Origin of the sequence: Nonomuraea ceibae, assembly GCF_019396325.1 — a bacterium.
Classification (GTDB): domain Bacteria; phylum Actinomycetota; class Actinomycetes; order Streptosporangiales; family Streptosporangiaceae; genus Nonomuraea; species Nonomuraea ceibae.
The window spans coordinates 124,217-138,279 of sequence record NZ_JAHKRO010000005.1 but is presented as its reverse complement, the minus strand read 5'-3'; the positions used below and the strand labels follow the sequence as shown (position 1 = coordinate 138,279).

The 14,063-nt window shown below is 72.2% G+C and carries 11 protein-coding genes; 3 read left to right on the top strand and 8 right to left on the bottom strand.

Features of this window, described 5'->3' with window-relative positions:
- Positions 1–52: 52 nt before the first annotated feature.
- The 5 genes from KME80_RS05780 to KME80_RS05760 all read right to left on the bottom strand — a co-directional run bounded on the left by KME80_RS05780 (position 53) and on the right by KME80_RS05760 (position 5,198).
- On the bottom strand, positions 53–565 hold the full coding sequence (locus KME80_RS05780) for a YbaK/EbsC family protein (RefSeq protein ID WP_372455342.1): 513 nt from the start codon (positions 563–565) through the stop codon (positions 53–55).
- Between the two features lie 60 nt (positions 566–625).
- Entirely contained in the window at positions 626–2,176 is a 1,551-nt protein-coding gene (locus tag KME80_RS05775; protein WP_219501021.1) for a flavin monoamine oxidase family protein, read from the bottom strand.
- Between the two features lie 30 nt (positions 2,177–2,206).
- A complete protein-coding gene (locus KME80_RS05770) occupies positions 2,207–3,049 on the bottom strand; it encodes a M55 family metallopeptidase (protein ID WP_219501020.1) in 843 nt (280 codons plus the stop codon).
- 608 nt (positions 3,050–3,657) lie between these two features.
- The gene (locus KME80_RS52600) at positions 3,658–4,863 is read right to left on the bottom strand and encodes a DUF6395 domain-containing protein (protein ID WP_219501019.1); all 1,206 of its coding nucleotides are present in this window, start codon (positions 4,861–4,863) and stop codon (positions 3,658–3,660) included.
- Positions 4,854–5,198 (bottom strand): hypothetical protein, encoded by a 345-nt coding sequence (locus tag KME80_RS05760; RefSeq protein ID WP_219501018.1) that lies wholly within the window; start codon positions 5,196–5,198, stop codon positions 4,854–4,856. The genes KME80_RS52600 and KME80_RS05760 overlap by 10 nt, the downstream gene beginning before the upstream one ends.
- A 184-nt stretch (positions 5,199–5,382) precedes the next feature.
- Between KME80_RS05760 and KME80_RS05755 the strand changes: the two genes are divergently transcribed.
- Positions 5,383–6,726 (top strand): glycoside hydrolase family 30 protein, encoded by a 1,344-nt coding sequence (locus KME80_RS05755; RefSeq protein ID WP_219501016.1) that lies wholly within the window; start codon positions 5,383–5,385, stop codon positions 6,724–6,726.
- A complete protein-coding gene (locus KME80_RS05750; protein ID WP_219501015.1) occupies positions 6,723–7,772 on the top strand; it encodes an endo-1,4-beta-xylanase in 1,050 nt (349 codons plus the stop codon). The genes KME80_RS05755 and KME80_RS05750 overlap by 4 nt, the downstream gene beginning before the upstream one ends.
- Here the strand turns inward: KME80_RS05750 and KME80_RS05745 are convergent.
- Entirely contained in the window at positions 7,759–8,532 is a 774-nt protein-coding gene (locus KME80_RS05745; protein WP_219501013.1) for an enoyl-CoA hydratase/isomerase family protein, read from the bottom strand. The two genes, KME80_RS05750 and KME80_RS05745, sit on opposite strands and share 14 nt — an antisense overlap.
- A gap of 113 nt (positions 8,533–8,645) precedes the next feature.
- Between KME80_RS05745 and KME80_RS05740 the strand changes: the two genes are divergently transcribed.
- Positions 8,646–10,562 carry an N-acetylmuramoyl-L-alanine amidase gene (locus KME80_RS05740; RefSeq protein WP_219501011.1) on the top strand — a complete coding sequence of 639 codons (1,917 nt, stop codon included), beginning with the start codon at positions 8,646–8,648 and terminating at the stop codon, positions 10,560–10,562.
- Here KME80_RS05740 and KME80_RS05735 read toward each other — a convergent pair.
- Both KME80_RS05735 and glgP read right to left on the bottom strand, forming a co-directional pair.
- Positions 10,528–11,424 (bottom strand): MurR/RpiR family transcriptional regulator, encoded by an 897-nt coding sequence (locus tag KME80_RS05735; protein WP_219501009.1) that lies wholly within the window; start codon positions 11,422–11,424, stop codon positions 10,528–10,530. The genes KME80_RS05740 and KME80_RS05735 overlap by 35 nt on opposite strands.
- Positions 11,425–11,471: 47 nt before the next feature.
- Positions 11,472–14,054 (bottom strand): alpha-glucan family phosphorylase, encoded by a 2,583-nt coding sequence (gene glgP, locus KME80_RS05730; protein ID WP_219501007.1) that lies wholly within the window; start codon positions 14,052–14,054, stop codon positions 11,472–11,474.
- Positions 14,055–14,063: the final 9 nt, after the last annotated feature.

Below are 14,063 nucleotides of genomic sequence, written 5' to 3'. Positions count from 1 at the left end.
AGGGCCTCATCGGTTTCCCAATCAACGGTCTCGAATTGGCTACGGTGACCGATCAGCCGGCCAGAGGAAGCACTTCCGCCTGCTTGAGCCCCGCCAGGGTGGCCCCGGCGACGGCGAGCTTGGCCCGCCGCACCCCGGCGCCGATGACCACCTGAGGGTGCTCGGCCACGTTGACGTCCACCAGCACCGGCCAGCCGTCGGGCAGGCCGAGCGGGGTGATGCCGCCGTACTCCATGCCGGTGAGCTCGACCGCCTCCGCCATCGGGGCGAAGCTCGCCTTGCGCGCGTCGAGGTGCTTGCGCACCACGCCGTTCACGTCCACCCGCATCGTCGCGAGCACCATGCACGCCGCGTAGCGGATCTCACCGCCGCGCTTGGCGGCGACCACCACGCAGTTGGCCGACTCCTCCAGCGTCACGCCGTAGCGTTCGCAGAACGCCGCCGTGTCGGCCAGCTCCGGGTCGATCTCGGCCACCCGTACGCCGTCGAGCTCTCCCACGGCCCGCGCCACCGGCTCGGCCAGCAGGTCGGGCCGGTCGGCGGCGGGCACCCAGTGCAACGTCATCCCCAACTCCTCGGTCGCTCTCCCAGGACCTTACGCCGGTCCCGGGAGCGGCATGCGACGTCACGGCGACCGCAGCACCCGTTGGTGCAGTTGCGTGACGGCGCCGCGGGCGGACTCCATGGCCCCCGCCTGCCAGGCGGTCAGCCGGGTGAGCCAGTCACCCGCGAAGTACACCCTTCCGCTGGGGCGTTGCAGAAGAGTGAAGGACGAATCAAAGTTGGGCCAGCGCACCCAGCCGCCCTGGATGTGCTCCTGGCGTTCCCAGGCGATGGAGACGCTGGACAGCACGCCGGTGCGGTACTTCTCGCCGTGGATCTTCTTGCCCTGGGTGAGCGCGCGGCGCCTGCGGTCCTCCGGCGTGAGCGCGCCGTAGAGCTCGGCGTGGGCGTCGGTGTTGTAGTAGCCGACCACGATGCCGCGCTCGGCGTGGTAGTCGTGCGACGGGTACCAGATGTGGGTGATGTCCAGGTCGGTCTCGGTGACGCCGCCGTAGATCCGGTCCTCCAGCTCCCACCAGCGGCTCGCGTACTCCAGGCCGATCTTGCCGGCGGCCACGGGGACGGGTCGCCGGAGCGCGGCGGTGACGGGTTCGCCCAGGTTGTGGGGGATCTTGGCCAGCAGGTGCGGCGGGAGGGTGGCGACGCAGTAGTCGGCCTTGACGCTGCCGCCGGCCCAGGCGACCTCGACGCCGTCGGGCAGGTCGGTGATGCGGGTGACGCGGGCGCCGGTGGTGATCCGGTCGGCGCCTACGGCCGCGACGAGCCGGTCCACGATCGCGTCCATGCCGCCGACGGGCTGGAACATGGGGGTGGCCTGGTCGTACCCGAAGTCGTTGGTGATCGCGCGGCCGGTGCCGGCGGCGAGGACCTGGTGCAGGGTGCCGGGCGGGGCGAGCGGGGTGCCGCCGTCCAGCGCCGGATATTTCACGAAACCGCGCCTGCCGGACCCCTCATACTCCAGCCGCGGCCCCAGGTCCCCGAACCGGCGCAGGAAGTCCAGCAGCACCTCCTGGTCACCCTTCGACACCTTCCTGTCGAGCGCGCCGACATGGGTGGCCTTGGCGAGCAGCTCGGCGATGTATCCGTACATGTCGGCACGGGCAGTCCCGGACCGCACCGTCTGGCCGTTCGTGTGCACGTACGTCTGCGCGCTGCGGTTGACGAACGTCTCGATCGGGACGCCCAGCTCGCGGCAGTAGTCCATCGTGACCATCCACGGCGCGATCCGCGCCGGACCGGCGTTGAAGTAGCTCCCCTCGCCGAACCGCACCGCCTGCGCCGGCCCGTTCAGCTCGGTCAGCCGGTCGCCGCCCCTCAGCGTCAGGCTCCGCCCGCCCGCCTTGGGCCTGGCCTCCAGCAGCGTGCAGTCGTAGCCGGCCTTCCCCAGCTCGTACGCCGCCACCAGCCCCGCCACACCCGCGCCCAGGATCACCACCTTCGCCGCCGCCCGGCCCTGAAGGGAGAAATCACTCTTCCTGGGCGGCGTGAACGCCTTGTCCTGCTCCGCCGGCGCCAGCCCCAGCGCGCCCATCGCCGCGTACATGGCCCCGGCGCCGCCCGCCGCACCGATTCCGACCAGCAGCCCGCGCCTGGTCAGCGCCGCGCCGTCCATCACACCTCGCCGCCGTCCCCGGTCCCTCGATCAGCCGTACGGGCCACTGCCGCACGCCACCTGACCGCCGATGGTGGCGAAGATGCCGAACAGCGCCATGATCTGGGTGTAGTCGTCCGTCGTGAACTCCGTGTGGCGAGGCCCCACCGTCTTCACCCCGGGAACCAGCGCCACAGCCGCCGCGATGGCCGTGGAGTTCCACTCCACCCCCAGCGTGTACGGAGCCTCCAAGGTGTAAGGCGTGAAGTCGCTCAACCGGTTGAGCGCCCTGACCGTCGCCTCACGAATCCGCTGCTGCGCGACGCTCGGCGGCAGCAACTCGGCCGAGAACTTCCCGATCCCCTTCTTGACCGCCACCGTCTCCACATCGCCCAGCAGCTCCCGCGCCTCCTCACCCACGGCCTCGTCACCGGTCACCACCACCACCGGCACCCCGTGGTAACCGGCGCACGCCGCCACCACCCGCGTCTCGCCGCACACCTCGCCGTTGAGGTACACGTTCTGGATCTCCTTGCCCATCCACGTATGGTTGAGCACCCCGTCCGCCACGCCCGCCCGCGCGTGGTAGCCCACGAAACAGGCCGCCGCGAACGAGCCGTCCAAGCCCTGCGCCATCCGCTGCGACTTCCCCGGGCCCCGGATCAGGCTCGCCCTCGGGTCCAGCAGATCGATCCGCAGGTTCTTCGTCGACCCGTGCGCGTCGTTGACCAGCACGCTCTCCGCCCCGGCCGCGAACGCCCCGTCGATCGCCGCATTGGCGTCGGCGGTCATCAGCTCGCACCCGCGCTCGTAGCCGCGCTGCCCGGCGTGCATCTCCTCCGGGTCCGTCAACCCGGTCACGCCCTCCATGTCAACGGACAGATATACCTTCACGCCTTGCTTTCCTCTCCACTCCCGAACCCGCCCACAGCCCCAGCCGGCCTAGCATCGCACCCCGGCCCCCAACACACCCACCCCACACCAGACCGCACCACCGCAAACCGGCCCCCACGAGCGCGGGCGCATCCGAGGCGACAACGGCACCAGAGAGGCACGCGGCCCCCCGGGCCAGCCTGCCCCGGACGCGGGCCGTCCCCGCCGCGAGCGCGCCGGCAGTAGGAGGCCGCAGACCACGCGGAAGGGGCGGCGGCCCGTCGCCGAGTCCCCCGTAAGGTTGGGCACCGGCCGGCCCGTTCGCTGCGTACGTGCGAGAGGGCAGCGCCGCGTGGGGGCGCACCTCTCGTCCCGTACGACGGCGGCCCTGAAGGGCGCGGCGTCGCGGGGCCGGCCTGCCGGTCGCGGGCCGTCCCCGCCGCGAGCGCGCCGGCAGCCCGTGGCCACGTCCCGCGAGGGAGCGGGGCGCGGCGGCAGCCGGTGGCCACGGCACACGCGGAAGCCGGCGGCGGGTCGTCGCCAAGTCCCCCGTGGGGTTGGGCACCGGCCGGCCCGTTCGCCGGGGCGTTCGGGGTGGTGGGGCGGCCGGTGGTGTGGGGTGGCTGGGGTCAGGAGCCCCATGATTCCACTCGGTGGCGTTCCGGGTCGGTCATGAGGCCGACGTGGGTGGTCAGGAAGGCGGCCGCCTGGTCGCGCCAGGGGGGTGGGATCTCGTCCAGGGACGGGGGGTAGCAGTGGTCGAGCCAGCGGGTGGACTCCTCGGTGGCCTCGAAGTGGTCCAGGGCCTTGGCGAACATGGTGTGCTCGATGCCGGGGATGCGGGCGAGGCCGTACGCGATCATCTCCTGGCCGCCGTAGGGCGGCGGCTGGAGCCACTTCTTGGCTTTGCCGCTGGTCGGCGGGATGGGGGTGTCGAGGGGGCGGCGTTCGACGGCGGCCTGGATGATCTCCTTGTACAGGCACTTGGCGCAGTTGCGGCAGGGCCCGTCGGTGCCGATGAGGCACCAGCGGACGTAGTCCTTGAGGTCGGAGTTCAGGGCCAGGCGCATGGTGACGGCCTCGCTCACGCCGCCCACGGGGAGGACGATGTGCACGCCGGCGGCGGCGAAGAGGCGGCCCCACGCGCCGTGCGGGGCCCACATGGGGTTGTCGGGCGTGTAGCGCAGCAGGTAGCGGTCGCCGCCGAGCCAGCGTGAGCCGAGTTCGTAGCCGAAGGCGAGCCCGCCGAGGTCGAGGCGGTCGGCGAGGAGCAGGGCGCCGGCGGCGACGGCGTGGTGCTCGGGGTAGCCGGGCCGGGGTTCGGCGAGCGTGAACTCCAGGTCGGAGGAGACGGTGGTGAGGTCGCGCCCGGTCCGCGCGGCGAGTTTGGCGAGCACGTCGGAGCGGTAGTGCGGCCAGCGGTTCGGCACGCGGGGGTGCGGGACGCGGCGGAAGTGGACGAACGGCGCGTCGGGGTAGATGGCGGCGGCGGCCACGGAGTCGGCGCCGCCGCTGTAGGAGATGGCGAGGGCGCGTCCGGTACGGCGTGGCTCGGCGGCGACGGGGCCGGCGTCGACGCCCCAGCCGTCGTGCAGCGCGGCGGCGACGTCGGCGGAGACGGCGCGGTCGAAGGTGATCCGGCGGCGGGTCCAGGGGGCGACGACGGTCCAGGCGGCGACGGCGAACAGGTCGGGGTGGGCGTCGTCCGGCACGCCGGCGATCGTGCAGGTGTTGGTGGCGAGCTTGACCGGGTGCTCGTCGGCGGCCCGGCCGGTGATCTCGTCCTCGGGGTCGAGGCGGAAGGTGAGCCGTCCGCCGGTCCAGTTCACGCGCACGGGCGTGCCTCCGTTCCGCGGTCAGGCACGGCGCCGGGGCCCGCCGAGCGGAGTTCGTCGACTGCCTGCCAGAGGAGGACCTCGTTCTGCAGGAGTCCGTCGAGCGCCTGGGCGGTCTCGTGGGCCAGGCGGCAGGTGTCGGGGGCGGGCGGCGGGGGCGTCTCCTTGAGGCGTTTCACCTCGGCCCGGAGGGCGGCCAGTTCGTCGCGCAGGGCGCGGGTCTCGCGGTGGGCGTCCTGGAGGTCCCGGCGGTGGTCGGCGATCGGGACGTAGTGGGAGTCGAGCCAGGCACGCACCTTGGCACGCAGCCGGGAGGGGACCAGGACGCGCATCATGACACGCCACCATAGTGGCAAAAAGCCCCCCAGACCCGCCCGCCCTGGCAACACCGGCATCACGGCGGCCGGGCGTGGCGGCGGCGGGCGGAGGGGTGTTGACGTCGCGCCGCCGGGCGCTTACGTTTCCCGCTGACGGCGAAAACTATCGCCCTTGTTCCGAAATTTTCGGAGGCCCGGCGTCATGTTACGAAGCGTTGTCGCGATCGGCCTGCTCGGGTCCGCCACAGTGACTCCAGCGGTGAACCCGGAGGGCCGGCCCGTCATCACGATCCAGGAGCACGTCCGCCATCAGGAGATCGACGGGTTCGGGCTGTCGCAGGCGTTCCGGCGCAACGAGCTGGTCCGCGCCCTGCCCGAGGAGCGGCAGCGGGAGCTGCTGGATCTCTGGTTCGACCGGGAGAAGGGCGCGGGCCTGAGCATCCTGCGCCTGGGCGTCGGCTCCTCCCCCGCCGGCAGCCCGTACGACCACATGGTCTCCATCCAGCCCGAGGATCCGGGCGGCCCGGACGCGCCGCCGCGCTACACGTGGGACGGCGAGGACAACGGCCAGGTGTGGGTGGCCAAGGAGGCCCAGCGTTACGGGGTGCGGCGCTTCTACGCCGACGCCTGGAGCGCCCCCGGCTACATGAAGGACAACGGCGACGACAGGAACGGCGGCACGCTGAAGCCGGAGTGGCGCGAGGCGTACGCCCGCTACCTGGTGCAGTACACGAAGTTCTACGCCCGCGAGGGCATCCGGATCACCGACCTCGGCTTCACGAACGAGCCCGACTACACGGCCCCGTACGCGTCGATGCGGTTCACCCCGGAGCAGGCGGCGGAGTTCGTCAAGGTGCTGGGCCCGATCGCCCGGGGCGTGCGGGTCGCGTGCTGCGACTCCTTCGGCTGGAGCGAGGCGAAGGCGTACACGGCGGCGATCGAGGCCGACCCCGAGGCGCGCCGGTGGGTGCGGACGCACACCGGGCACACGTACGCCAGCCCGGTGGACGGGCCGCTGCCGACCGGCAGGAAGACGTGGATGTCGGAGTGGAACCCCGGCGGCGGCGCCTGGAACGAGAGCTGGGACGACGGCAGCGGCTACGACGGCCTCACGGTGGCCCGCGCGGTGCACGACGCGCTGACGCTGGGCGGGGTCAGCGGTTACGTGTACTGGTTCGGCGCATCGCGGGGCGCGACCAGGGCGCTGACGCAGATCGACGAGGCGGCGGGCACCTACCGGGTGTCCAAGCGGCTGTGGGCGCTGGCGGCCTACAGCAGGTTCGTCCGGCCGGGCGCGGTCCGCGTCGGGGCGGAGTCGGCCGACCCGGCGCTGAAAGTTTCGGCGTTCCGCAACCCCGGCGGCCCGACGGTCGTCGAGGTGCTCAACACCGGCTCGGAGGCCGTCACGTGGCACGGCGTACGCGGCAGGGCGGCCGCCTACGTCACCGACGGCACGCACGCGCTCGACCCCCTGCCCGTCGCCGGCCGGAGCGTGACGCTCCTGCCGCGCGCCCTCACCACGATCGTGATCGGAGATCACCGATGAGAGCACTCGCCCTCGCCCTGGTCCTGCTGCTGGCCCTGCCGGGCACGGCGTACGCCCAGGGCGGGCACGACCCGCGCGACCTGCGTGACCTGGCGCGTAAGAACGGCATCAGAATCGGCTCCGCGGTGGACGTGGCCGCGCTGCGGGCCGAGCCGGACTACCGGGCCGCGCTCAACCGCGAGTTCAACCACGTCACCGCCGAGAACGCGATGAAGTGGGAGTCGGTCGAGCCGGAGCGCGGCGTCCACACCTGGGACGACGCCGACGCGGTGGTGCGCAACGCCCGCCGCCACGGCCAGAAGGTACGCGGCCACACGCTGGTCTGGCACAACCAGCTCCCGGCCTGGCTGACGGCGGGCGTCGAGGACGGCTCGATCGGCGCGGCCGAGCTGCGGGAGATCCTGCGCGAGCACGTCACCGCGCAGGTCCGCCGCTACCGGGGCCAGATCCGGGCCTGGGACGTGGTCAACGAGGCGTTCGAGGACGACGGCACGATGCGGCAGAGCATCTGGCTCAAGCATCTGGGCCCGGGCTACATCGCCGACGCCTTCCGGTGGGCGCACCGGGCCGACCCGCACGCCAGGCTCTACCTGAACGACTACAACCTGGAGTGGAGCGTCCCCAAGATCGAGGCGACGCTGGCGCTGGTCAAGGAGCTGAAGGCGCAGCGGGTGCCGATCCACGGGATGGGCTTCCAGGGCCATCTGGGCATCCAGTACGGCTACCCGGGCGACTGGGCGAACGTGATGGGCCGCTTCGCCGAGCTCGGCCTGGAGATCGCGATCACCGAGCTGGACGTGCGGATGGAGCTGCCGGTGACGGCGGAGAAGCTGGCCACGCAGGCCGAGTATTACACCCGCGCGCTCACCGACTGCCTGAGCGTGCGGGCGTGCGCGGAGGTCACGGTGTGGGGCTTCACCGACCGGCACTCGTGGGTCCCCGAGTGGTTCGACGGGGAGGGCGCCGCGTGCCTGATGGACGAGAGCCTGGCCGGGAAGCCCGCCTACGACGCCCTGCTGGCGCTGGGGAAGGTCAGCGGCCGGTGAACTTGGGGGTGGACTTCTCGGCGAACGCGGACATGCCGATCTTGGCGTCGTCGGTCGCGAACAGGCCGGAGAACTGCAGCCGCTCGATCTCCAGGCCGGTGTCGAGGTCCACCTCCAGCCCCTGGTCGACGGCCTGCTTGGCGGCCCGCAGCGCGACGGTGGGGCCGCCGGTGAAGGTCGCGGCCCACTCGCGGGCGGCGCGGTAGACGTCGGCGTCGGGGACGACCCGGTCGACGAGGCCGATGGCCAGCGCCTCGGCCGCCGGGACGTGCCGGCCGCTGAAGATGAGGTCCTTGGCGCGGGCGGGGCCGACCAGGCGGGGCAGCCGCTGGGTGCCGCCGGCGCCGGGGATGATGCCGAGCTGGATCTCCGGCTGGCCGAGCTTGGCCGACTCGCCGGCGACCCGGAAGTCGGCGCACAGCGCCAGCTCGCAGCCGCCGCCGAGCGCGTAGCCGGTGATGGCGGCGATGACGGGCTTGCCGATGCGGGCCACGGCGGTGAAGCAGTCCTGGAGGGTGCGGGAGTGGGCGGCCATGTCGGCGTAGGACATGCCGGCCATCTCCTTGATGTCGGCCCCGGCGGCGAAGACGCGCTCGCCTCCGTAGAGGATGACGGCGTGCGCGTCGGGGTCGGCGTCGGCGATGCGCGCGGCCTCGGCGATCTCGCGCTGGACCTGGCCGTTGAGCGCGTTCATCTTGGGACGGTCAAGCGTGATCGTGGCGATCTGGTCGGCCACCTCGACACTCACGAAATCAGCCATGAGCCGACCCTACTAGTTAACGTCTGAAAAATTCCTTCGCAAAACTCTCGCCGAAGAAGGAAAATGTTGAGACGCTGACGGGGTTACAGCACCCCCCAGTCAAGGAGCGGTACATGCGCAGAGCGCTGGCGATCGCCGCGGTCGCCATTCTGCCCTTAGTCAACCTCACCGGCGCCCGCGCCGCCGCCGAACCGGACGACCGGCAGGCCGCCTTCGCGGCCGCGGCCGAGGAGTTCAAGGTTCCGCAGAGCGTGCTGCTGGGCGTCTCCTATCTGGAGTCACGCTGGGACGCCCACGCCGGCCAGCCCAGCAACGACGCCGGCTTCGGGCCCATGCACCTGACCGACGCGGCCGCGTACACCGGGACGAACCACCACCACGAGGAGGGCGCGGAGGACGCGCGCGGCGACGAGAGCAGGCCGCTGGTCGTCCCCGAGCACCAGACGGCGCCGGTGGAGATCCCCGCGTCGCTGCGCACGATGGAGAAGGCCGCCGAGCTCACCGGCGAGAGCCACGAGCGGCTCCGCACCGACCCGGCGGCCAACATCCGCGGCGGCGCGGCGCTGCTGGCCGAGTACCAGAAGGCGCTCGGCGCGCCGCTCAGCGACAATCCCGGCGAATGGTACGGCGCGGTCGCCCGGTACTCGGGGGCCGAGGAGGCCGAGGCCGCCAAGTTCTTCGCCGACGAGGTCTTCGCCACCATCGAGCAGGGCGAGCAGCGCGTCACCGACGACGGCCACCGGGTGAAGCTCGACCCGGTCCCCGGCCTGGACAAGGTCGAGAAGTGGCTGGAGAAGCTCGGCCTGCGCCCGCCGCGCCGCGACGGCGTCGAGTGCCCGCCGACGATCTCGTGCGAGTGGATCCCGGCCGCCTACGCCGAGCTGCCGCCCGACGACTACGGCAACCACGACCTGTCGAACCGGCCGCACAACCAGAAGGTCGACTACATCGTCATCCATGACATGGAGGGCTACTTCGGCCCGTCGATCGGCCTGGTCCAGCGGGCCACCTACGGCGCGAGCTGGCACTACTCGCTGCGCTCCTCCGACGGCCACATCGCCCAGCACATCAAGACCAAGGACGTCGGCTGGCAGGCGGGCAACTGGTACATCAACGCCAAGTCGATCGGCCTGGAGCACGAGGGCTTCCTCGCCGAGGGCAGCACCTGGTACACCGAGGCGATGTACCGCACGTCCGCCAAGCTCGTCCGCTACCTGGCGTTCAAGCACGGCGTGCCGCTCGACCGCGCGCACATCATCGGCCACGACAACGTGCCCGGCACGCTGCCGACCACCGTCCGCGGCATGCACGAGGACCCGGGGCCGTTCTGGGACTGGGCGCACTACTTCAAGCTGCTCGGCAAGCCGCTGCACCCGTTCGGCGGCCCCAACTCGGGCAGCGTCATGATCAGGCCCGACTTCGCCACGAACAAGCCGTACTTCTACGGCTGCGACCGCAAGAACCCCGAGGCCGCCTGCCCGCCGCTGCCCGCCGGCACCGTCTGGCTGCGCACCGAGCCGCGCGCCGACGCGCCGCTGATCAAGGACATCGGCAAGCACCCCACGGGCGAGTCGCTCTACAGCGTGTACGACCACAGCGCGCGGGCCAGCACCGGCCAGCGCTTCGCCGTGGCCGACCGGCAGGGCGACTGGACGGCCATCTGGTATCTCGGCCAGAAGGCGTGGTTCCACAACCCGGCCGCCGCGCCGACCGCCATCCCGTCGATGGGCCTCGTCGTGACGCCCAAGCCGGGCCTGGCCACGGTCCCGGTGTACGGCAGGGCGTACCCGGAGAAAGAGGCCTACCCCGAGGGCATCCCGTACCAGGCGGTGACGCCGCTGCAGTACACGTTCTCGGCGGGCGAGAAGTACACGCTGTCAGGCACGGCGGCGGCCGAGTACTACCGGGCCGTCACCTTCGACCCGGCCGGCCACACCGTGGTCCGCGGCAAGACGAAGTATCTGCAGATCCAGTTCGGGCACCGGGTGATGTTCGTCAAGGCTGACGACGTGCGGGTGACGCTCGCTTAGTGAACTCCTCGACGGCGCGCCTGGTGCTCGCGAGAGCCTCCTGTGAGGAGTCGAACGTGCGCTGGGCGACGCCGACGAAGACGCAGTCGACGACGAGGAGCTGGCTGATGCGGCTGGCCAGCGCGCCGGGCCTGAACTCGGTCTCGCGCCCGGCCGAGATCAGCACGTGCTCGGCCAGCTCCGCGATGGACGAGCGGGGGTTGTTGGTGATCGCGACCGTGGTCGCGCCCGCCTCCCCCGCCCTCGTCAGCGGCTCGATCACGTCGGGCGTCTCGCCCGAGGTGCTGATGCCGATCGCCACGTCGCCTTCCCGGAGCAGCACCGCGCTGGTCAGCGCCAGGTGGGCGTCCTGGAAGGCGTGGCTGGACAGGCCGATCCGCATCAGCTTCTGCGCCATGTCCTCGGCGACCAGGCCGGAGGCGCTCACCCCGTAGGCGTCGATCCGGCGGGCCCCGGCGATGGCGTCGACCACCAGGCCGAGCCGCTCGGAGGTGAGCTGGGCGACAGTGTCGTTGATCGCCTCGGTCTCGGCCCGCGCGACCTTCAGGATGACCTCCGACAGCGGGTCGTCGGGCGCGAGGTCACCGGGGACGAGCCGGTCGGGCTGGGCGGCGGCCGCCGCCAGGGCCAGGCGGAGCTGCGGGTAGCCGGCGAAGCCGAGCAGCCGGGCGGTGCGCACGATCGTCGCCTCGCTGGTGCCGGAGGCGGCCGACAGCTCGGTGATCGTGCTGCGCGCAACCGTCGCCGGATCCTCCAGGATCAGCCTGGCGACGGTGCGCGCGGCCGGGGTCAGGGACGGCAGCACGCCGCGGACCGTCGCCACCAGTGTGTCTGCCCGCAGGCCGTTCCCGCTGTCGTCCACAGTGCAGATTATGCCGCTGGTTCAGCACATTTCTACCGGGAGCCGCCCTACCGCAACGTCCCGTTGGTCATCCCGGCGGGCTCCTCCGGAACGGCGACCAGCCCCAGCTCCGCGCTGGCGGCCACCAGCGGGTGGTGGGGCACGACGCGCACCGTGTAGCCGAACGCGCCGGTGCGGTCGAGCGGGACCACGCCGGTGTAGTGGGCGCGGCCGTCGTCGTCGACGCCGTCGGCGGAAAGCGCCAGGTAGGCGGGGTGCAGCAGCTCGTCGTGCGGGCCGACCCGGCCGTAGGCGGCCTCCACGCGGACGTCGCCCGGCTCCAGGTCGCCCAGCGCGACCGTGGCGCGCAGCTCCAGCGACGCGCCGACCTCCGGCGTGTCACCCACGCCGGACGCCTCCACGTGCTCCACCCGCACGCCGGGCCAGCCCTTGGTCACCTTGAGCCGCCAGGCCGCGAACGCCTTGGCCGGCGCGTAGTGATCGGCGGACAGCTCGCGGGCGGCCCGCGCGGCCGGGGTGTAGAGGTCGACCACGTAGTCGCGCAGCATCCGCCCGGCGAGCACCTTGGGGCCGAGCGAGGTCAGCGTGTGCTTGACCATCTCCATCCACCGGCGTGGCAGCCCGTCGCCCGCCCGGTCGTAGAACCGGTCGGACACCTCGTGCTCGATCAGGTCGTAGAGGGCCGCCGCCTCCAGCTCGTCGCGCCGATCGGGGTCGCTGACGCCGTCGGCCGTGGGGATCGCCCAGCCGTTGGTGCCGTCGTACCACTCGTCCCACCAGCCGTCGCGGATGGACAGGTTGAGGCCGCCGTTGAGCGCAGACTTCATGCCGGACGTGCCGGACGCCTCCAGCGGGCGCAGCGGGTTGTTGAGCCACACGTCGCAGCCCTGGGTCAGCAGCTGGCCCAGCGCCATGTCGTAGTCCGGCAGGAACACGATGCGGTGGCGCACCTCGGGCCGGTCGGCGAACTTGACGATCTGCTGGATCAGCTTCTTGCCGCCCTCGTCGGCCGGGTGCGCCTTGCCGGCGATCACGATCTGCACCGGCTTGTCGGGGTGGAGCAGCAGCTCGGTGAGCCGTTCGGCGTCGCGCAGCATGAGCGTGAGCCGCTTGTAGGACGGCACCCGGCGGGCGAACCCGATCGTCAGCACGTCGGGGTCGAGCACGTCGTCGATCCAGCCGAGCTCGGCAGGCGAGGCGCCGCGGTCGCGCCACGAGGCGCGCAGCCGCTCCCTGGCCCCTTCGACCAGGCGGCGGCGCAGCGTGCCCCGGATGTGCCAGATCTCCGCGTCGGAGATCTTCTGCACGCCCTCCCAGCCGCGCGCCCGCTCCAGCAGCGACGGCAGCTCGCGCCCGGCCAGCTCCATGAACTCGCGGCCCACCCAGGTCGGCGCGTGCACGCCGTTGGTGATCGAGCCGATCGGCACCTCGTCGACGTCGAAGCCGGGCCACAGGTTCTTGAACATCTCCCGGCTGACCTCGCCGTGCAGCTCGGAGACGCCGTTGACGCGCTGGGCCAGCCGCATGCCCATGACGGCCATGTTGAACCGGCTCGGGTCGGCCTCGGCGCCGAGCGCCAGGATGCGCTCGACGGGCACGGTCGGCCAGGCGTTGTCGCCGCCGAAGTGGCGGGCGATCATGTCGACGGGGAACCGGTCGATGCCCGCCGGGACCGGCGTGTGCGTGGTGAACACCGTGCCGGCCCGTACGGCCTCCAGCGCCTCGTCGAACGAGAGCCGCGCCTCGGTCAGCTCGCGGATGCGCTCCACGCCGAGGAAGCCGGCGTGGCCCTCGTTGGTGTGGAAGACCTCGGGGTCGGGGTGCCCGGTGATGCGGCAGTAGGCGCGGATGGCCCGCACGCCGCCCACGCCCAGCAGCAGCTCCTGCATCAGGCGGTGGTCGGTGCCGCCGCCGTAGAGGCGGTCGGTGATGTCGCGGGCGGCGCTGTCGTTCTCGGCCACGTCGGAGTCGAGCAGCAGCAGCGGCACCCGGCCGACCTGCGCCACCCACACCTGCGCGTGCAGCACCCGGCCGGCGGGCAGGCCGACGCGGACCTTGACCGGCGTGCCGTCGGCCTCCTTGAGCTGGCTCAGCGGCAGCCCGCCCGCGTCGAGCGACGGGTAGTGCTCCAGCTGCCAGCCCTCGGGCGAGAGCGACTGGGTGAAGTAGCCGTGGCGGTAGAGCAGCCCGACGGCCAGGATCGGCACGCCGAGGTCGCTGGCCGCCTTCAGGTGGTCGCCGGCCAGGATGCCGAGGCCGCCGGAGTACTGCGGCAGGGCGGCGGCGATCCCGTATTCAGGCGAGAAGTAGGCGATGGCCCGGGCGGCGTCGGGCAGGGTCTGGTACCAGCGGGGCGCGGTCATGTATTCGCGCAGGTCGTCGGCGGCGTCGGCGAGCCGGCGCTGGAAGCGGCGGTCGGCGGCCAGCTCGGCCAGCCGTTCGTGGCCGACGGCGCCCAGCAGCGCGACGGGGTCGTGGCCGACCTGCTCCCAGAGTGCGGCGTCGACCTCGGCGAAGAGGTCCATCGTCTCCGGGTGCCACGACCAGCGCAGGTTGTGGACGAGCTCGCCGAGTGCGGCCAGCTCCGCGGGCAGGACGGTCCGGACGGTGAACCGGCGGATAGCTCTCACAATTTCGAA